Here is a 21,017-nt window from a genome sequence, read left to right on the forward strand (position 1 = left end):
AACAGCTGCTACTACAAAAAGCTTTAAGACTAGTTTTACCCAGAACCTCTCCACTTTCTTTTTCTTATTTGACGAAAGGAACTTGAATGGCGAACAGTGACAGTCACTGTTCGCCAACTCTACAATTTATAAACTGCCTTTTCTCCGTAATACTCACTTTTTTAGCAAGGTTTACCAGGATTCCTTTATTTTTAAATTTGTTATAAGCAATTAACTTATTCAAATCTTTCACGGTTAAAGTGGAAGAATCGGATGCAAGTTCATATTCATTTTTGACTTTATCAATTAAGGAGAGGGCAAATTCATTTAGCTCTGTTTACAACCAAATATTAACGAGAGATCTTGATGAAGAGTCTTTGTCAAAAATATTGAAAATGTCCAGGGGGATGAAAGGGATGTTATCCTCTTCTCGATTGCTTATGCGAAAAACGAGGAAGGAAAGGTTTATAACCGCTTCGGGATGCTGAATCAAAAAGGCGGGGAAAACCGTCTGAATGTCGCGGTGACAAGGGCAAAAGAGGGAATCATTGTGGTTTCAAGTATTGAACCGGAAGAACTGAATGTGGCCAATACTTCTCAAATAGGACCTAAATTACTGAAAGCCTATCTTAAATATGTTCGATCTGTATCAAACGCTCAAATGGATAAGATCAACGCCGTTGTCCAAGAGATAAATGAAAATGTAAGTACGCATATACAGGATAAAGATTTGCATTTTGATGCTCCATTTGAATCACAAGTCTATCGTAAATTGAGAAACCTTGGGGATGAAGTCACGACTCAAGAAGGAATGTCCGGTTACCGTATTGACATGGCTATTGTTCACCCGATAGATTCATCCCGTTATATTTTGGGAATCGAGTGCGATGGAGCCATGTATCATATCTCCGCAAATGCGATGGAAAGAGACGTCTACCGTCAGCGATTCCTTGAAAGCAGAGGCTGGACCATTGAACGTATCTGGAGCCGAAACTGGTGGAGAAACGCATCAGCTGAAATCGAGAGAATTGATCAAAAGGTGAAGGAATTGTTAAAAAGTGATATGGTTCGGGAGAATAAATGACTATCTTGTTAAGATAATTCGGGTCATAGAATTGTCAACAAAAGGATTGTATAACATACATTGATTTATTGCTTTAAAACACAGATTATTAAATTGGAGTCCGCGGTCCTATTCTTCCATGCTGGGAAAAGGACGCGTTGCTCCAATTTTTTGTTTCCTGATTAAAGTGATCGGTAACAATACATTGACTATTCCGACAAATTGCGTTTATAGTAAAAATGGCTAACAGTACATAAAACAGGAGTGGTGGGATGATGACTGTAAAGAAGAGCGCCTATTTAGTCGATCCTGATTTAAAGAAAATGACTGATGACATGCAAGAATTACACTTGACTTATAAAACCCTTGCTAGAGTGCGTGAAGCATTTAACGAACAGGTGGACGTCTCAATCCCGGAAGGCCTTCCTGTTGAGGTAACCGAGAAACAAGTTCCTGGTCCTCCTGGTGCGCCCGATGTACGTATTATCCTATTCACACCAATCCATGCACCTGCTCCGAGACCGGGGTACTTACATATCCATGGTGGTGGAATGGTTCTTCGGTCCGCAGATGATTGCAATAAAGACAATGCTGTTCTGGCGACGACGCTAGGATGTACGGTCGTTTCAGTCGATTACCGCCTGGCACCTGAGACCAAACATCCTGGACAAGTTGAAGATTGCTATGCAGCACTGAAATGGATGCATTTGAATGCAAACGAGATCGGAGTGGATCTCGAAAGGATAGCCATTGGGGGCGAAAGTGCAGGTGGTGGCATTGCAGCATGTCTTGCAGTGCTTGCACGCGATCAGGGGGAAGTAAACATTATTTTTCAAAGACTTCAGAGCCCAATGCTTGACGACAGAACCTGTGTTGCAGAACCACATCCATATACTGGTGAATACTCTTGGTCCCCTGATAACAACCGTTTCGGCTGGCAGGCTCTTTTAGGGTGCGAATCGGGTGGCGAGGGTGTGTCTCCCTATGCTTCGGCACCAAGAGCGGAGGATCTTTCTGGGTTACCACCGGCCTTTATCAGTGTTGGTGCTATTGATCTCTTTGTTGACGAGTGCATGGATTTTGCCAAGCGCCTGATTCGAGCGGGCGTACCAACGGAACTTCATGTCTATCCTGGTGCCCATCACGCAGCATGGCAAGTATCAGAGGCACGCGTAACCATAGCCGAGTATCGGGACAGGCTAGAAGCACTAAGACGAGGGTTTTTCGGCTGAGGATTAAGAATAATTTTGAAGGAGAGGACTCATGTTAACCTATAAATATAATCTATTAAAGTCTATTCTTCGAGAAATGAATTCAGTAGTGGTGGCATTCTCAGGTGGAGTAGATAGTACGTTTTTATTAAAGGCAGCTGTAGATACATTAGGTACTAATAATGTCCTTGCTGTAACAGCTGATTCTGAAACTTATCCCTCAAGTGAGCTTTTAGTGGCAAAGGATCTTGCAGAAAAAATTGGCGTGAAACATAAAGTAATCCAAACCTCTGAATTGGCTATACCAGGATATTCAGAGAATAGTAAGAACCGATGTTACTTTTGTAAAAGCAGTTTATTTGATCATATAATTCCTATTATGGAAAACATGGGATATCGGAATGTGATTTATGGGGTCATTGCCGATGACATGAATGAACATCGACCAGGTATGCAAGCAGCTAAAGAAAAGGGAATACGAGGCCCCCTTTTAGAAGCAAATTTGTATAAACAAGAAATTAGAGAACTTTCACGTCAGTTTGATTTACCAACCTGGGATAAACCTTCATTTGCTTGTTTATCATCAAGAATTGCCTATGGTGAGTATATTACAAAAGAAAAACTCACTAAGGTTGAAAAAGCAGAAGCTTTTTTAAAAACACTACATGTCCGCCAAGTTAGGGTGAGAACACACCAAGATATTGCCAGAATTGAAGTAGAACCTAACGATATGAAAAAGGTTCTGGATAATCATTCTTCAATCGTAAAAGAGCTTCAAGATTACGGTTACAAATATATAACGTTAGATTTAATAGGCTATCAAAGTGGTAGTATGAACAAGGTTTTAGCTAAATAGAGTTTGTAAAAAAAGACTTTGGTATTTCCAAAGCTTTTTTTTATTGTTATCGTGCCAATTATTGAAAGAGTTGGTAAGTTGTCATAAAAATCATCTAACATGGTAAAGAAATTTTACAAATTTTCTGAATTACAATTAGTAGAATACGATATTCACTGTTTAATGCCTCCATTAGGACAATTCCTCTTGTATAAAAAAAATGGCACACTACTTGCATTATTATTTAGTGAATATTATTTTTTCAATAATTGGAGGTAAAAGACATGATCGAACGTCAGATCCATTTTTACAGTGAAGGATGTAAATTAGATGGCACGCTTTATCTTCCAGATGACTATAAGCCTGGGGAAAAGCGCCCAGCAATTATCCCAAACTCTGGTTACCAAGGAATTAATGCCTTCTATCCAAAGTTATTTGCCAGGAATCTAACAGAAGCAGGTTATGTGTGTTTGGGCTTTGATTATCGGGGTTTTGCCAAAAGTGAAGGAGAAGAAGGTCGTGTTATTTTAGATGAGCAAGTAGAAGACATTCAAAATGCCATTACATTCCTTTCTCTACAAGATGAAGTGGATCCTGATCGAATCGGCTTACTTGGATGGGGCATGGGGGCTTCCAATGTTATCCGTGTCACAGCAAAAGACAAGCGGGTGAAAGCGGTTGCCGCCTTAAATGGTTTTTATGATGGCGAAAGATGGTTACGATCCATTCATTCCTATGTGGAGTGGACCGAAATAGTAAAAGTAGTTGAGGAAGATCGTAAGCAACGCGTCTTAACGGGTAAATCACAAATGGCAGATCCGTTTATTCATTATCCTCTTGATCCAGCAACTGCAGATTATGTAAATAAAGAACTTAGAGTCTTTTCAGCATTCGGACATCAAGCAACTTTACAGTTTACCGATTCGATTATTGGGTTAAAGGCAGAAGTTGCCGTACGTGATGTTAAGGTTCCACTTTATATCGCACACGGAAAAGACAATTTACTGCATCCAGTCGACGAAGCCTACTGTTTATATGAAACAGCAAATGAACCAAAACAATTGACGGTCTTAGATGGTAAACACAATGACTTTATGTATCATGAAGATGATGTTTTCCAGTATATGATTTCAGAGTTAAATACATTTTTCAAACAGTATCTGCCTGAAAAGGAAACGAAAGAAAGATTAGTTCAGTTCCAGGCGTAAAGAATGAATCTAACAGATGGCAAGCAATTTGCCATCTGTTTTTTCAAGATTACTTTTAGGAGGATTGACCGTGGAGCCATTTAAAGCTGCAGTGATCGAATTTAACCCAATCTTAAACAATTTGGATGATAATCTTAAGAATTTAGCGGAGGTGGTGAAAAAAGCAGCAGAAAAAGGAGCAAAACTAATTGTCACACCTGAAATGTCGACCACAGGGTATCATTATGAAAATCGCTCTGCCATCCGTCCATATGTTGATACCATCCCTGGAAAAACAACGGCGCTGTTTGAAGAAATTGCCACGCGTTATCAAACCCATATCGTGATTGGAATGGCCGAGGTCGATGATCATGACGGGCTTTTTTATAATTCTGCTGCCCTTATCGGTCCTAATGGTTATATAGGCAAATATCGTAAAATCCATCAATGGGCTACAGAGGATACTTGGGCAAGTTGGGGGGATTTAGGTGTACCGGTTTTTGAAACGGAAATCGGTAAAATAGCCATCATCATTTGCTTTGATGCCAATTATTTTGAATCCGCAAGAATGGCTGCAATAAACGGAGCGGATATTCTTTGTTATCCTACCAATTCCACGGGTGGAGCCTTATCGATGCTACAGGCATGGGCAGAGATGAATGGCTTATATGTATTGGGGGCAAACCGATCCAATACAGAAAATGGCTATCACATGATTGGTGCAAGTGCCATATGGTCAACAAGGGGGGAAAAGCTAGCGGAGACACCATATGTGGCAGAGGAACAGGCAAAGGATGAATCTACCATTTTATTTGCCGATCTTGATCCACACGAATATACGAACCCGGCAAAAACTAGATTAAATGAACGTAAACCATCTCTTTATCATGAATTATTGTTGTATTCTGGACCGTGGATCGATTCAGAATTAGATTTAATAGATAAAAAGGGTAGCGTGGTAAAAAAATCGGCTGCCCTCTTACAATACACTCCTGAAATTGCAAATAAAGCTGCGAATCTCCAAACAATAAACAGGCTTATCGAGGAAGCAGCGATGAAAAGTCAACAAGAGGAATGCATGTTATCCTTGATCGTTTGTCCGGAACTCTCCTTAATTGGACCCGTTCATTCACTTGATCCGACAACCATTCAGCAGCTTGGCGAAACCATTCATGATGAAACCGTGGAAGAAATGAAGAAACTTGCTGTCGCACATCAGATCCATCTCGTGTTTGGAATGATCGAAAGGGACCAGCATCTTTTTTATAACACGGTCATTGTCATTGGACCTAATGGTGAAATAACTGCAAAAGCGAGAAAAATCCATTTGACAAAAGAGGAGGAACTCTGGGCAACAGCTGGAGAAAACGTAGTTGTCCAACCTATAAATGGAATCGGCCGTGTCGGTCTCATCGTAGGTTCGGACGCGGCATTTCCCGAAATAGCTGGCATAATGGCTGTAAAAAAAGCAGATTTCATTTTAATTCCCTCCAGTTGGTATGGTGAATTTGGTCAAATCATGTCTCTCCATGAAAAGATGATGGAACATAAATTCCCAGCTAACACCATGACCACATGGGACGCGATTGCTAGATTCTCACAAGCTAAAACACTAGTTGCGAATTTTACAGGTACAAGTCTTGGATGCAGAGGCGGGAGTGCTTTATATACGCTTGATCCGATCTATGGGGGAGACGTCCCTATTATGGCTTCTTCCCATAAGGAAGAAGTACTTCTTGTACCTCTAACGAAGCCAAATCCAAATTGGTGGTTTGATCAACGAAAACTTTTATTAACGAGAAGAATTCATCACTATCGGCCTCTGATATTAAAGAACAAAACTCGCATTTTACATGAGAATCCGACATAAAGTTAGAAAATTCACGTTTTTTAGAGGGAAATGCCGATTGTTTAGCGAATAAATTAAAAAAACTGTCTATTGGTACCGGAAGATACATCCTTTACTTTAAGCAACTTGAGGTATTATTCATGAAATTATTCCATTCAAGGCTTACCAAAAGATTTGTCATTACCGTTATCGTCGTGGTCTTATTTGTTTTAACTTCGCTCTATTTCGTTACCGTCAATGTTCTAAATGCCTCGGTTCGCTCCCAAATGGAGAATCGCGACGAACTGATTGCTAGTACATTAGGAAAACAAATTGAACTTATTATTCAAAATGTAACGGGAAATATGAGGCAAGTTTCCCCCATTGTCGAGATAGCTGACATCAACAACAGCAATAGTTCCTACAAGCCAGACGTGGAAACGATTCTCGCTGAGGATTCTCTTTACTTATTTTTTGAGGCCTATCAAGGAAATAAACTCCAATTTCGGATCCCCGATGTCCAGTTGACCAATCCAAAGGATGTTCGTTCTATTTTAGATCGTTTGTCCTGGAGCAAAACAAGTTATATTTCGAACATGATTGAACTCCCAGACGGCCGTAAAACCATAGCCGTTGCCTATCCTTCGCTTGATGAAGAGGGGAATTCTTTAGGTGCAGTGATTGCCTATTTAAATTTAAACATCCTTTCAGAGCACTTACAAAAATTCGCAATTGGAAAGGAAGGGATGAATGCCCTAGTCGATCGAAATGGAACCATTATTGCCCATACCAATACACAATATATTGGAAAAAAAATAAAAGAAAAAGATGTACTTGAAAACATTAATAAAGAGCGGCTTGAGATCTGGAATGGGACTCTGTTTAACGACAAAATGGTTATCTCAAACAGGCCGATTTTATTGGGAAGAATGAGTCTTCTCGTTGCTGAGCCAATCGAACAAGCCCTGACACCCGCTATCCCCGTTACCCATTTACTAAGAAAAGGATTTTTGTTGGTTTTAATGATTTCTCTTTTTCTGGCCGTGGTCAGTTCATCTAGAATCGTTCGACCTGTCATGTCACTCATCAAACAAGTCCAGGAATATAGAAATGGGAAGAGAGACAAGTTTCATCCCTTGGATACAAACGATGAACTGGGGGATCTCTCCCTCCTACTGTCAGAAATGGCCAAGGAACTACGAGATAAAGAATTAAGCATGTTTTATATACTAGAATCCATACCTTATGGGGTCATCACCACCGATCCGGAAGGTCGAATCATGACCTTTAATAAAGGGGCAGAAGAGTTGATGGGAACCAAACGGGATGAAGTAGTAGGCGGCGATATTTTTCATTTGCCCATCAAACTGGAAACGCAGGAATCTGTTCTGTTGAAAACATTGAAGGAAGGAAAAGCGTTCCAAGAGGTCGAAAGCCAAATTATCGATAAACAAGAACAAATGCATGATGTAAGGATTTATACATCACGGTTTAAAGGGGAACAAGATGAATATATTGGCTCACTTCTTGTGATTAGAGACGTAAGTGAGATCAAGAAACTTGAAGAATATGTAAAACAAAGTGAACGCCTGGCCTCATTAGGGCAACTGACTGCAGGGATTGCCCATGAAATAAAAAATCCTCTCAGCATCATTCAAGTTGCAGCTGAAACCATCAAACTACAGATGGATAGTAATGACGAAGAAAATGAAATTATTATAGAATTGACGGATGATATTTTGGTATCTTCCGACCGGATGAATAAATTGTTAACCGATTTCTTAAAACTCACCAAAGGTGATACGCGAAATGAAACCGTTCCCATTGATTTAATCCCACTAATAAATGAGTTATTAAATCTATTAAGAAATAAGTTTAATGACTATAACGTTAAAGTTTATACAGATTATCCAATGAGCAATGCCATTGTCATCGGTGATAAGCATAAACTTAGTCAAATGTTATTAAATCTCTTGTTAAACAGCCTTCAATCGATGAAAAATGGAGGTATTATTTCTATTACGATAAAAGACGAGATTGAATTCTGGCATATTTCCGTCTCTGATTCAGGGGAAGGCATACCTCCCGATCAGATCAAGTGGATATTTAACCCATTTTATTCCACTAAGAAAGATGGAACCGGTCTCGGTCTATCGATTGTGCATGAAATCATCATGCAACATGATGGGAAAATTTGGGCAGAAAGTGAGATTAATAGAGGGACAACCATTCACTTTCAATTACCTAAGGGAGGATGAACATGAAAAAGAACCTCTTGTTTGTAGATGATGAAATTAGACTATTACGGGCATTGTCTCTGTCTTTTCGAAAAAAAGGCTATCAAATTACGATTGCGGCAAATGGCCAAGAGGCAAGAAAAAGAATCCAAGAAAATAACGTGGATATTGTTTTTCTTGATTTAAATCTTCCAGATGCCAATGGATTGGATCTTTTAGATGAATTCAGTTCGCTTTATCCTGAAAAAGTATTTATTATTATGACTGCCTATGGTGACGTCGAAAGTGCTGTTTCTGCCATGAAGGCTGGGGCCTTTGATTATATCGTAAAGCCTGCAAAACTGGATGAAATCGAATTAATCATCAATAAAGCCTACAATTTTATCGGCATGAAACGTGAAAATATGCATTTAAAGGAGCGTCTTAAACACCTTGAAGTTGGCAAGGGGTTTATTAGTACCAGTGTAGAAATGAAGCAGATCTATCATATGATCGAGCGTGTTTCTACAACGGATGCGACCATTCTCCTTCATGGTGAGAGTGGGACAGGTAAAAGCATGATTGCCAGGATGGTTCATGATTTAAGTGAACGAAAGTTAGGATCATTTATTGCCGTAAACTGTGCGGCAATTCCAGAACATTTATTGGAAAGTGAACTCTTCGGCTATGAAAAGGGTGCGTTTACCGGTGCAACGGCGAGTCGTGCCGGGAAATTTGAAGCAGCCCAAAACGGAACGATTTTCTTAGATGAAATTGGGGAAGTACCCTTATCCCTTCAGGCAAAACTTCTCCAAGTCGTGCAAGAGAAATCCTTTATGCGCCTTGGGAGCAACCAGCTAAAACAGGTGGATGTTCGAATCATCACAGCCACAAACCGGAATTTAAAACAAATGGTCCAAGAAGGAAAGTTTCGGGAAGACTTGTACTACCGATTAAATATCGTCGATTTACACGTCCCTGGACTCCGAGAACGCAAAGATGATATCCCTTATCTCATTGAAGAGTTTTTAGAAAAGCATCGAAGCAAGATGAAAAGAAATTACCAAGTTTCTTCCCAATTAATGAAAATCTTAATTGGATATGAATGGCCGGGTAATGTTCGAGAACTTCAAAATGCTGTCGAGCGAGCCGTTGTTTTATGTAATGGAGAAGATTTATCTATTCAGGATTTTCCTCGCGAAATTCAGGAGTCCATGCAATCGCAACCCATACCAACACTCGTCCCTGATAAATCAAAAACGCTTCCAGAGCAACTGGAGGAAATAGAGCGACAAATCATTATCCATGCCATTGAGGAGAATCATGGACAAATTTCATCCGCAGCAAGAGAACTTGGTGTCTCAAGGCAACGGCTCTTATATAAAATGAATAAATACCTTGAACATTAAAAATGCCATTTGCTTAGTCAAATGGCATTTTGACGTTTCCAAGATGGGAAAGAATGAAATGGTAAAAAATTTTTACAATATTTAAAAAAATATAACAAAGATAACAGCAATGATGCCCTTCCTAATTGGCATCAATCTTGCAAGAAATAATAATGTACAAGAAAAATAGAATGAGGAGATGTAAATATGAACTATCATTCGCTACTTGAAGGTGCCATTGAACTACATTGCCATAGCTATCCGAGTATCTTTCCAAGAAAACAAACCGATTGGGAACTCATAGAAGATGTGATAAAGGCTAAAATGGCAGGAGTTGTTCTGAAAGCACACGAGGCATCTACAGTGGACCGAGCAACGTTATTACGGTTAAAAGAGCCGGGTCTTCATGTTTATGGGGGACTTGTTTTAAATGATTTTACGGGCGGACTTTCACCTGCGGCCGTTGACGCGGCAATCAGGCTCGGTGCAAAGGTCATTTGGATGCCTACCATTTCTGCTAACAAGCACTGTTGTCATTTCGGTAAAAAGAAAACGCGGTTATTTAATAGTGAAAAACCTTTGCCAATGGGAGAGGAAGGATTGACCATCCTGGATGAGAACAAACAAATAAAACACCATGTCCACGAAATCCTTTCACTTATAGGGGAAGCAAACATTATGCTCGCAACAGGGCACTTATCAGTAGAAGAGGTTTCGGCATTGATGGATGCGGCAAAAGAACATCATATTGAAAAGATTTTGATCCAGCATGCCGATTTAGGAATTGCCCCCGTACCCATTAGTTATCAGAAAGAATTTGCCAGAAAAGGGGCAATCATTGAGAAATGCTATATGGCTTGTAGTGAAGATTTCAACGATTTAACGGTGTCCCAGATGGCCGAAACCATTCGTGAAATTGGTGCAGATTCCTGTGTCCTTGTGACGGATTACGGTCAGGACCATAACATTCCACCAATCGAAGCGCTGAGCAATTTTGTTGAGGAAATAGTGGAAAACGGGATTAAAGACCATGAGATTCAAAAGATGATCGTTCACAATCCAAAGAAACTTCTTGGTTTATAAAGGTGGGACACATGATAAAGGAACAGTTGATCAATCAAATTAAAACGATTATTCCGGAAAACCGAATCTTGTCAGATTTGTCTGATCGATACTCCTATAGTTTTGACGCCTCATTTGGAGAATATTTGCCGGACATCGTGATTCAACCGAAAAATGTGAAGGAAGTAGCTGCGCTCGTAAAACTGGCGAATGAATATAAAACGCCCGTTTATCCAAGAGGGGCAGCCACTTCTTTAAGCGGTGGATCATTAGCCGTAAAAGGCGGAATGACACTTGATATGTCCCAGTTTGAAAAGAAGTTGATTATTGACAGGGAAAATCTTCTTGCCATCACCTCTCCGAGTGTTATTACAGGGGAAATCCATAAAAAAGCAGAAGAAGTCGATTTATTTTATCCACCCGATCCCAGCAGCTCACATGTCTCGACCATTGGTGGGAATTTACTTGAAAACTCCAGCGGACCAAAAGGACTAAAATATGGGACCACAAAGGAATATGTCATTGGTTTAGAGGTAGTAACACCAACGGGTGAAATTATCCGCACGGGCGGACAAACGGTGAAAAATGTAACAGGCTATGACTTAACGAGGCTTATTGTCGGTTCGGAAGGGACGCTTGGGATCGTCACAGAAGCGATTTTGCGCCTCATACCAAAACCTCTTGCCAGAAAAACACTGTTAGCTTCTTTTTCCCGCCTCAATGACTCAGGACATGCGATTACAAAGATTTTATCTTCCGGTATTCTGCCGAGTGCAATGGAATTGATGGATAATGCTTGTATTCGTGCCGTTGAAAATTACCACCCAAGCGGACTCCCTACTGATGCAGAAGCTATTGTGATTATTGAAGTAGATGGGCATCCATCAAGCATTGAAGAAGAGATGACAAAATGCGCAGAAATTTGCCGGGAACAAGGTGCGACAAATGTGAAAGTAGCGCAGACAGAAGCGGAACGAAACGACATTTGGAAAGCACGAAAAATGGTCTCACCTGCGATCACCCAAATGGGGCCCACCAAAATATCGGAAGATGCAACGGTTCCCAGAAGTAAAATTCCTTTAATGGTGGAAAAACTCCAACATATTCGAAAAAAATACGACCTAAATCTCGTCGTTTTTGGCCATGCGGGAGATGGAAATCTTCACCCTAATATTATTACTGATAAACGAAACCTGGAAGAAATGAAACGGGTTGAAAGTGCGGTCAGTGAAATATTCGAGGCAGCGATTGAATTGGGTGGTACCCTTTCAGGGGAGCATGGGATCGGCACGTTAAAAGCCCCGTACATGGAGATGGAATTGGGGAAGGAAGGCCTTCTCATGATGCAAAAAATTAAAGAGGCCTGGGATCCCAATAACATCTTGAATCCAGGAAAAATCTTTCCTCAACCGGGTCAAACAAAGGTGGTCTTAACCTAATGGAAACCAAAACCCTGTCTAAAAATAAGTATCAAGAAAAACTGCTCCAGCTCTCCTATGATGCTGCCAATCAATGTGTTCAGTGCGGTTATTGCTTACCCGCATGTCCTACATACGAATCGATGGGCCGGGAGTCGCAATCACCTCGAGGTAGAATCAATCTAGTAAAAATGGCGGCAGAAGGAAAAATTGACCTCCAAAAAGACCTCGCGAAACCGATTGATTTATGCCTCGGCTGCCGCGCGTGTGAAGTGGCTTGTCCCGTAAACGTTCCATATGGGCACATCTATGAGGCGGCAAAAGAAGTGATCACAGAACAGCAAAACGAGGAACAAGCGAAACAAAAATCTAATCTGCAAATGAAAATACGAAATGGTACCTTAAAACAACTATTTCCACATCATAAACGTCTTCGAACGGTAGGAAACTTGGCGTGGTTTTATCAAAAAACGGGCTTAAATAAGCTTGTTCAAAAGACGAAAGTTGTGAATAAAATCTCCGAGTCGATGGGTCAGATGGAAAAAGTCCTCCCCGAATTGGAATCACCCTTAAAACGGCATAAGTTTGGGGATGTGTTTCCACCAAAAGAGGAGAAGAAAGCGAAGGTGGCTTTTTTCTCAGGGTGTATTATGGATGCGATGATGTATAAAACCAATCGATTAACGATTGAACTTCTCCAATCGGTTGGCTGTGAAGTGGTCATCCCTGCTCAGCAAAACTGTTGCGGAGCTCTTCATGCTCATCAGGGGTTAACAGACGAAGCTAGGAAACTGGCAAAAGCAAATATTCGCGCATTTGAGGCATCCGGTGCTGATTATTATATCAACAATGCTGGCGGCTGTGGGGCAGCACTAAGTGAATATGATCACCTACTGAAAGATGAACCGGATTGGTTCAACAGAGCCAAATCCTTTGCTTCAAAATCAAAAGACATTACGGAACTACTCGTTCAACTTGGTCCATTGCCATTTAAGAAAGAATGGAATGGCATCATGACGTATCAGGATTCCTGTCATTTACGGAATGTTCAAGGTGTTTGGGAAGAACCAAGGAAGCTTCTTCGTTCGATACCTGGAACACGCTATATCGAAATGGATGGCAGCGACAGATGTTGTGGCTCAGGCGGAATTTATAATATTCTCAACTATGGTGAGTCTATGAACATATTAGATGAAAAGATGAAAAAGGCAGAAAAGACCAAGGCAACGACGATTGTGACAGCAAATCCTGGGTGCTTATTACAAATGAAACTAGGTGTCGAACGAAGTGGATTAGCGAATCGGGTGAAAGTCTTGCATATCGTCGAGGCATTAGCTGAAGCTTGCGGGATTCAATAGCAGGGTTCATCAATAAAAAAGCAAAAAATTTTTACACAGTAGAAGATTTCTTTAACAATATTCTGAAAATTAATAAAAATTTCATAAAGAAGTTATGATGAACCAGCGATATTTAAATTGGCACAACTCTTGCATTAGTATTTAGTAGGATGATTTGAATGATAGAAAATGAGGGGGAGGAAAAAGGAGTAATGGAATTTATTCAATTGATTCAATCGAACTGGGATGAAATTCTCATGATGACTTGGGAACATATTCAATTGGTTGGGCTTTCCGTCTGTGTGGCGATTCTAATTGGTGTACCATTTGGAATCTATATTAGCCAGCATGAAACACTCTCAAATTTAGTGTTATCGGTTGCAGGTATCTTGATGACCATCCCAAGTATTGCACTTTTCGGGATAATGATTCCAATCTTTTCGATCATCAACCAAGGCATTGGATTCTTACCTGCATTTGTTGCACTTGTATTGTATTCTCAGCTTCCAATCATCCGTAATACCTTTATCGCTGTAAAAAACGTCGATCCCAACATGCGGGATGCCGCCATTGGGATGGGGATGACAACCTGGCAGCGGCTCATCAAAGTTGAAATTCCCATTACACTTCCAGTCATCATGGCCGGTATTCGTACCGCGATCGTATTAACGATAGGAATTGGGGCGATTGCAGCTTATATTGGGGCAGGCGGGCTTGGAGAATACATTCAAACGGGCATCTCAACCAGTTACAAAGCCATGGTACAGGTTGGTGCGGTTTCCGTTTCTTTAATGGCCATTACGATTGATTATTTACTAGGTCGATTACAAAAGAGAATTTCACCAAAAACAGCTCATTCAAAATAGTTAGAGGATGTGGTCCTATGATTACTTTCAAGGGTGTAACTAAAGTCTATGAAAGACAAGGAGAAAAAGTAAAAGCCGTTGATCATGTAAATATGAAAGTGGAAGAGGGAGAAATATGCGTCTTAATCGGCCCGTCCGGCTGTGGGAAAACCACTCTGCTACGGATGGTCAACCGTCTTGTTCCCCTTTCAGAAGGAACCATCGAAGTCGGAGGAACAGAAATTAATTCTTTAGATCCCATTCAATTACGGCGTTCAATCGGATACGTCATCCAGCAAAATGGGTTGTTTCCGAATATGACCATTGAAGAAAATATTAACGTCGTGCCAAAGATGATTGGCTGGGATGTACAGAAAATGAAAAGCCGTTATCAGGAATTAATGGAGATGATGGGCCTCGACCCTGAGGAATATCGTAAGCGTTTTCCCTGGGAGCTATCAGGCGGACAGCAACAGCGAATTGGGGTTGCACGTGCCATGGCGGCAGATCCTCCCGTCATGTTAATGGATGAACCATTTGGCGCTCTTGACCCTGTTATTCGGGATCACTTACAAAATGAATTTCTGCGTCTTCAGAAACACATGAAGAAAACGATTCTTTTCGTGAGTCATGATATAGATGAAGCGATTCGACTAGGTGACAAGATTGCTATTTTCAATAAGGGGAGTTTAATGCAGTTTGGAACACCTGACGATATTTTATCCAATCCACGAAATGAATTTGTAAGGGACTTTATCGGAACGGACCGTGAAATTAAACGACTTTCTCTCTTAACCGTAAAAGAATTACTCCATAAAGGGAAGAAATTAGGACGCTCTCAAACAATCCCTCATGAAGTAAATAGGGAATCGGTTAAACTTGATACAGACCTACGAACCGCATTATCTGTTTTATTAGCCTCCCCAACTGGAGAAGCAGCCGTCGTCGACCATCATAATCATCCACATGGAATCATAAGTATCTCTGATTTTCAAATCTTAACTGGTGTTCATCCTACAAAATTACAAACAATTGTACGGTAAGGTGGTGGCGAAATGAAAAAGAAAAGTAAAGCAGAATGGATCATTCGGATCCTGCTGTATTTACTCATCCTTGCTCTCGTGATCTATGCAGCAAAAAATGGGTCCTTTACTTACATTGAAGAGAACACGAGTGCTGTTATGTACCTGCTTGGCCAACATATCACGTTAGTGGCTATTTCTTCGTTAGCTGCCATCTGTGTTGCGGTACCACTTGGGGTTTTTGTAACGAGACCTCAATTTCGAAAATATGAATTTATTGTGTTGAACTTTGCCAACATAGGGCAAACGGTTCCAAGCATTGCGATCCTGGCACTTGTCATGACCTATCTTGGGATTGGGTGGCAAACAGCCGTTTTTGGCTTATGGTTTACTTCCTTGCTGCCAATCTTGCGCAATACGATTGCAGGGATCGATTCTGTTCATCCAGCCATTATGGATGCGGGAAAAGGAATGGGAATGACTCAAAAGCAGATCTTATGGAAACTGGAGTTCCCAAATGCTTCTTATGCGATTCTAGCAGGAATTCGCACTGCTATTGTTATTAATGTTGGGACAGCCGCTCTTGCTTTTTTGATTGGTGGAGGAGGACTAGGAGATTTAATTTTCTCGGGCATTGCCCTTTATGACACTGGTCTGATGTTGGCAGGTGCCATTCCTGTTATATTATTAGCTATAATCATAGATTTCATGATCGGAATTTTTGAAAAAGTCATCATGCCAAAAGGGTTACAACATAAAATCGAAACAATCTAAAAAACGAGGGGGAACGAAGATGAAAAAATGGTTTCTATTCATTTGTACGATGGTTCTAATTATGACTCTTGCAGCATGCGGTTCAGATAAGACAAGTGGTTCTGGTGGGAATAAAGGAAAGATTACCGTAGGCGGGAAGGATTTTACAGAGCAGCATATTTTAACAAAAATGACGGCGCTTTATTTAAAAGAAAATGGATATGATGTCGAAGAAGCTGACGGAATGGGCAGTACAGTGGTCCGTAAGGCGCTTGAGAACGGCCAAATTGACTTGTATTGGGAATATACAGGAACGGCCCTAATCGTCTTTTTAAAGCAAGATGTGGTGACAGATCCAGATAAAGCGTATCAAACAGTAAAAGATATCGATGCGAAGAACGGGCTCGTTTGGTTAAATAAATCCGATGTAAATAACTCATATGCCGTATTAATGCGCAAAGATACGGCAGAAAAATTAGGGATAAAATCGCTTGAAGACCTTGCGGATGCTGTAAATAAGGATGCGAGCAAATTAAAACTTGCTTCCAATGCTGAGTTCTTTTCTCGTCAAGATGGTTTAATCGGACTCCAGAAAAAATATGGATTCACTTTTCCAAAGAAAAATATCGTGAAAATGGACAACGGTCTTGTATTGAATGCTTTAAAAGAGCAACAAGTTCAAGTATCAATGGGTACCACAACAGACGGACGTAACAAAGGGTTTAACTTAGTTGTGTTAGAAGATAATAAACAATTCTTCCCACCTTATAATGCCGTACCTGTCGTTCGTGAAGAAGCATTAAAGAAAAATCCTGAAGCAAAAGAACTGTTAAACAAAATGGCCGCTAAATTAAATGAAGAAACGATGACAGAACTTAACTACCGCGTCGATGTGAAACACGAGGATGTGACAAAAGTTGCCAAAGAGTGGCTGAGTAAAAATGGATTTATTAAATAAATCATTTTGAAAGATTGATATGGAAAATGGGGGTCATGCTTGACCCTCATCAACAATTTCTTGATAAGGAATGAAACGAATGTTTGAAATGGTTGAAATTGAGCAAAAGTTCCCTGCTACGAGGTTATTAGATATTCCAGGTAAGATACACAGCGAACTGATAAAAATCCTTCCAGTCACGGGATTGAAGCAAGGGTCGGAAATTGCGATTACCGCAGGAAGCAGAGGGATTTGCAATATCGTTGAAATCCTGCGGGAATGCGTAAATTATTTAAAAGCTGCAGGATATAAACCTTTTTTAGTACCTGCTATGGGAAGCCATGGGGCTGCAACCGCACAAGGACAAATTGAAGTACTTCACCATCTGGGGATTACAGAAGAAAGTATTGGTGCAGAAATTCGTTCGTCCATGGAGGTCGAACTTTTAGGCCATACCGAAAAAGGGCAGCCTGTCTATATGGATAAAAATGCCTTTCATGCGGATGGAATTCTAGTAATCAATCGCATAAAGGCCCATACCGCGTTTAGAGGAAAAGTGGAAAGCGGATTAAGTAAAATGATCACGATTGGACTCGGAAAGATGAAAGGGGCTTCTTTTGTCCATAGTGATGGCGCATTAAAGATGGCAGAAAATATTGAAGACGTTTCGTTATTCGCCTTACAAAATAGCCCTATTTTAATGGGGTTGGCGATCATAGAAAATGGTTTTGATGAAACCGCAGATCTAGTCGGTGTTTCTAAAAATCAGTGGCATGAAAAGGAAGCCGAACTTCTCCAGTATTCTAAAGCGATGATGCCTAGTCTACCCATCGATCACATCGATGTTTTAATCATTGAGGAAATGGGCAAATGCTATAGCGGAACTGGCATGGACCCAAATATTATTGGCAGATGGAGAATTGATGGTGTCCCTGAACCAGTTCGTCCTACTGTAAACAGAATCGTTATTTTAGATATCGCGGAACAGTCATTTGGAAATGCGCAAGGAATAGGATTGGCAGATTTCACGACGCAAAGATTAGTAGATAAAATAGATCGAAAATCAACGTATACCAATGCACTTACGGCTACCTATTTACGAAGAGCAATGCTTCCGATGATATACGCGACAGAAAAGGAAGCAGTCGAAACAGCCATCCTCAGCTTAGGACCAAAAATCAATAAAGAATCGATAAAAATCGTTCAAATTCCTAATACCCTTCATTTAAGCAAAATCAGTGTATCACGATCGGTTCTAGATGAATTGGCGAAAACGGATCAAGAGTTTACCGTAAAAAAGCAGCACAACTTGTCGTTTGATCGAGATGGGAATCTACTAAACAAATGGATGGTTTCAGCACATTCAGTATGAAAGGAGCATGAAGATTGGAGAACTTGATGATTCAGCAAAAAACCGCACTGGTGATTGATGATTCTGATAATGTAGCCGTCGCTCTCACGGATCTAGAACAGGGGGACGATTGTGAAGTCCGGTTCGGTAATCGTGTAGAGGTCGTAACGGTATTGGAAGATATTACGTTTGGGCATAAATTCGCGCTTGTTGACATCGGAAAAGGTGAAAGTGTCCTAAAATATGGGGAAGAGATTGGAAGATTGAGAGAGTTTGTTAAAAAGGGTGGGTATATTCATAACCATAATATGTATTGTGATCGGGGGATGAAATAAATGCCAGATACTTTTATGGGCTATAGAAGGAAAAATGGTTCAGTAGGTGTTCGGAACCAAATTGCCATTATTCCTTCTGTGTTTTGTTCAGCAAAGGTCGCTGAAAGAATTGCCTATCAGGTGCCAGGCACCGTTTATTTCAGGCACCCTGTAGGATGTTCTCAAGTTGGGGAAGACCTTGAAGTGACAGCAAAAACATTGATTGCCATTGGGAAAAACCCCAATTTTGCAGGAGTTGTGGTTGTCGGCTTGGGCTGTGAAAGGTTTGCGCCTTATGAATTAGCCGATGGTATTGCCCCCACGAACAAAATGCTAGAAACGGTTGTGATTCAATCCGAGGGAGATTCATTGGCTGCGATTCATAAAGGGACGAAGATTGCGAGAGAAATGCAGCAAATCGCTTCAAGCCAAGTAAGGGAAGAGGTCCCAGTCAGTGAACTCATGATCGGATTAAACTGTGGCGGTTCGGACATGACATCCGGTTTAATTGCGAATCCTTCACTGGGAATAGCTTCTGATAAACTAGTCTATCAAGGAGGTTCTTCGATTTTAAGTGAAATCACTGAATTGATTGGGACGGAAGAGATACTAGCGAGAAGAGCTTTGAATGAACAAGTCGCAAAAGAAATTCGAGAGACTATTTATCTTACAGAAGAGAAACTGCGAAGACAAACACAGAATTCTAGTAATAAAGACCGTACCCATTTAATTTCAACAGGGAACTATGCTGGCGGGTTATCGAGTGTAGTCGAAAAGTCATTGGGAAGTATGAAAAAGTCCGGTAAGGCACCATTTAGCGGAGTCATTCAATACGGACATCAACCAGATAAAAAAGGATTGTTTTTACTGGATTCTCCTGGACATGATGGCGAGGTTTCAACTGGGCAAGTGGCAGCGGGTGCCCAAATCATCCTTTTTCCAACAGGCAGGGGAACCCCAACAGGTTTTCCTGGGGTACCAGTAATCAAACTCACTGGGAATCCCAAAACTTATTTAAAGATGAAAGAAAATATTGATATCAATGCAGGTCAGGTTTTAACGGGCGAAAAGACATTCGAACAAATGGGTCATGACATTTACCAAGAAATTTTGGCAGTGGCATCCGGAAAACAAGTGAAAGCAGAAATACTTGGTCATGATGAACAATTCTGTGTCACCCGGTTACCATAATTTCATTTAAAGAATCTTAGGACCTTCCATTTGATTTCGGGGTTGTGATGAATCATGTTAATACCCTTATTGACTATCATTATTTTGCAAATTTTGTATGTATCATTGCTAACCATTCGCATGATTGTAACCATAAAAGGATATCGATATATTGCAGCGGCAGTTAGCTGTATGGATATTCTGATTTATGTGGTTGCGCTTAAGATTGTCCTTGATAACCTTGAACATCCCATCAACCTGATCGTTTATTGTCTTAGCTATGGAATTGGTATTCTTGTCGGCATAAAACTCGAGGAATGGTTGGCATTAGGATTCATCGCGGTTCAAGTGATTACAAGTAGGTATAATCAAGAACTAGCGCCGTTACTTCGTCAAAAAGGCTATGGGGTAACAGGATGGTTAGCAGATGGAATGGAAGGTGAGAGGTTATACCTTTCGATAATGGTTGCAAGGAGGTTACAATCCCGTTTATATGCAGAAATATTAAGCTTTGATCCCCAAGCGTTTATCGTCAGCTACGAACCAAAATACTTTATGGGCGGGTTTTTGAAAAGTATTCCTGGCAAACCACATTATAAACCTATAAGTGAAAAAAAAAATCTTTAGAAGGATAAAAATTAATCTTTAATAAAAAAAAATATAATAATACCGAATTTCTTAGTCAAAAGTTGCTCTACTATCAACCGCCATAATTAGGAATTTGGGAAACGCAAAAGAACCTTCTCATATTGAAATTGAGGAGGTTCTTTATTATTTTATTGACCAGATTGGCGAGGTTAGGGTTATTGTTTATTCCCAAAAGCAGGAAGAATGTATAAAATACATCTATCTATGATCCTAATTATCCAAATGATGATCATGTAACGCTATCTTTAAATAACCACGGGGACGGTTCTCTTGGTTAAAAGAAGTTCATTGCTGCCACTAGAACCGTCCCCATGGCACTTTCATCAAGCTGATTGCTTTTTGTTTCTTCTTGTCGGCTCTTCTTTTTTATGTGATTTAGATGCTTTTGATTTAGACACTCTAAAGAATAGTATCAATCCGGCACTCAACATGAGAGTCCATACAAGTGCGAAT

Annotated in this window: 19 protein-coding genes; all 19 read left to right on the forward strand. The window is 40.4% G+C overall.

The window, feature by feature from the left end; all coding sequences use genetic code 11:
* Positions 1-412: 412 nt before the first annotated feature.
* Positions 413-1,063, forward strand: a complete 651-nt coding sequence (locus tag ABES02_RS27870) for a hypothetical protein (protein ID WP_430141085.1) — start codon at positions 413-415, stop codon at positions 1,061-1,063.
* A gap of 251 nt (positions 1,064-1,314) precedes the next feature.
* Positions 1,315-2,274: an alpha/beta hydrolase gene (locus ABES02_RS27875; protein ID WP_430141065.1), complete on the forward strand. Its 960-nt coding sequence runs from the start codon at positions 1,315-1,317 to the stop codon at positions 2,272-2,274.
* A 31-nt stretch (positions 2,275-2,305) separates the two neighbouring features.
* The gene (gene larE / locus ABES02_RS27880) at positions 2,306-3,109 is read left to right on the forward strand and encodes an ATP-dependent sacrificial sulfur transferase LarE (protein WP_430141066.1); all 804 of its coding nucleotides are present in this window, start codon (positions 2,306-2,308) and stop codon (positions 3,107-3,109) included.
* Between the two features lie 263 nt (positions 3,110-3,372).
* Positions 3,373-4,296: an alpha/beta hydrolase gene (locus ABES02_RS27885; RefSeq protein ID WP_430141068.1), complete on the forward strand. Its 924-nt coding sequence runs from the start codon at positions 3,373-3,375 to the stop codon at positions 4,294-4,296.
* A gap of 70 nt (positions 4,297-4,366) precedes the next feature.
* Positions 4,367-6,145, forward strand: coding sequence for a nitrilase-related carbon-nitrogen hydrolase (locus tag ABES02_RS27890; protein WP_430141069.1), 1,779 nt, complete (start codon positions 4,367-4,369; stop codon positions 6,143-6,145).
* Positions 6,146-6,264: 119 nt separating this feature from the next.
* A complete protein-coding gene (locus ABES02_RS27895; protein WP_430141070.1) occupies positions 6,265-8,361 on the forward strand; it encodes an ATP-binding protein in 2,097 nt (698 codons plus the stop codon).
* Positions 8,362-8,363: 2 nt separating this feature from the next.
* On the forward strand, positions 8,364-9,728 hold the full coding sequence (locus ABES02_RS27900; RefSeq protein WP_430141071.1) for a sigma-54-dependent transcriptional regulator: 1,365 nt from the start codon (positions 8,364-8,366) through the stop codon (positions 9,726-9,728).
* Between the two features lie 186 nt (positions 9,729-9,914).
* On the forward strand, positions 9,915-10,790 hold the full coding sequence (locus ABES02_RS27905; protein WP_430141072.1) for a DUF6282 family protein: 876 nt from the start codon (positions 9,915-9,917) through the stop codon (positions 10,788-10,790).
* 11 nt (positions 10,791-10,801) lie between these two features.
* Entirely contained in the window at positions 10,802-12,208 is a 1,407-nt protein-coding gene (locus tag ABES02_RS27910) for an FAD-binding oxidoreductase (protein WP_430141073.1), read from the forward strand.
* Positions 12,208-13,545 (forward strand): (Fe-S)-binding protein, encoded by a 1,338-nt coding sequence (locus ABES02_RS27915; RefSeq protein WP_430141074.1) that lies wholly within the window; start codon positions 12,208-12,210, stop codon positions 13,543-13,545. Before ABES02_RS27910 ends, ABES02_RS27915 begins: the two co-directional genes overlap by 1 nt.
* A gap of 158 nt (positions 13,546-13,703) precedes the next feature.
* Positions 13,704-14,390, forward strand: a complete 687-nt coding sequence (locus ABES02_RS27920; RefSeq protein WP_430141075.1) for an ABC transporter permease — start codon at positions 13,704-13,706, stop codon at positions 14,388-14,390.
* 17 nt (positions 14,391-14,407) lie between these two features.
* Positions 14,408-15,412, forward strand: a complete 1,005-nt coding sequence (locus ABES02_RS27925; RefSeq protein WP_430141076.1) for an ABC transporter ATP-binding protein — start codon at positions 14,408-14,410, stop codon at positions 15,410-15,412.
* A 12-nt stretch (positions 15,413-15,424) separates the two neighbouring features.
* Positions 15,425-16,165, forward strand: a complete 741-nt coding sequence (locus ABES02_RS27930) for an ABC transporter permease (RefSeq protein WP_430141077.1) — start codon at positions 15,425-15,427, stop codon at positions 16,163-16,165.
* Between the two features lie 19 nt (positions 16,166-16,184).
* Complete coding sequence (locus ABES02_RS27935) at positions 16,185-17,102, forward strand: glycine betaine ABC transporter substrate-binding protein (protein WP_430141079.1); 918 nt, start codon at positions 16,185-16,187, stop codon at positions 17,100-17,102.
* Positions 17,103-17,181: 79 nt separating this feature from the next.
* Positions 17,182-18,453 carry a lactate racemase domain-containing protein gene (locus tag ABES02_RS27940; protein WP_430141080.1) on the forward strand — a complete coding sequence of 424 codons (1,272 nt, stop codon included), beginning with the start codon at positions 17,182-17,184 and terminating at the stop codon, positions 18,451-18,453.
* Between the two features lie 14 nt (positions 18,454-18,467).
* Positions 18,468-18,767 carry a UxaA family hydrolase gene (locus ABES02_RS27945; RefSeq protein ID WP_430141081.1) on the forward strand — a complete coding sequence of 100 codons (300 nt, stop codon included), beginning with the start codon at positions 18,468-18,470 and terminating at the stop codon, positions 18,765-18,767.
* A complete protein-coding gene (locus ABES02_RS27950) occupies positions 18,768-19,937 on the forward strand; it encodes a UxaA family hydrolase (RefSeq protein ID WP_430141082.1) in 1,170 nt (389 codons plus the stop codon).
* 54 nt (positions 19,938-19,991) lie between these two features.
* Positions 19,992-20,543 carry a DUF2179 domain-containing protein gene (locus ABES02_RS27955; RefSeq protein ID WP_430141083.1) on the forward strand — a complete coding sequence of 184 codons (552 nt, stop codon included), beginning with the start codon at positions 19,992-19,994 and terminating at the stop codon, positions 20,541-20,543.
* Positions 20,544-20,834: 291 nt separating this feature from the next.
* The coding region (locus ABES02_RS27960; protein ID WP_430141084.1) for a hypothetical protein at positions 20,835-21,017 on the forward strand (183 nt) is incomplete at its 3' end.

Source organism: Neobacillus pocheonensis, from assembly GCF_050477905.1.
GTDB lineage: Bacteria > Bacillota > Bacilli > Bacillales > Cytobacillaceae > Neobacillus > Neobacillus pocheonensis_A.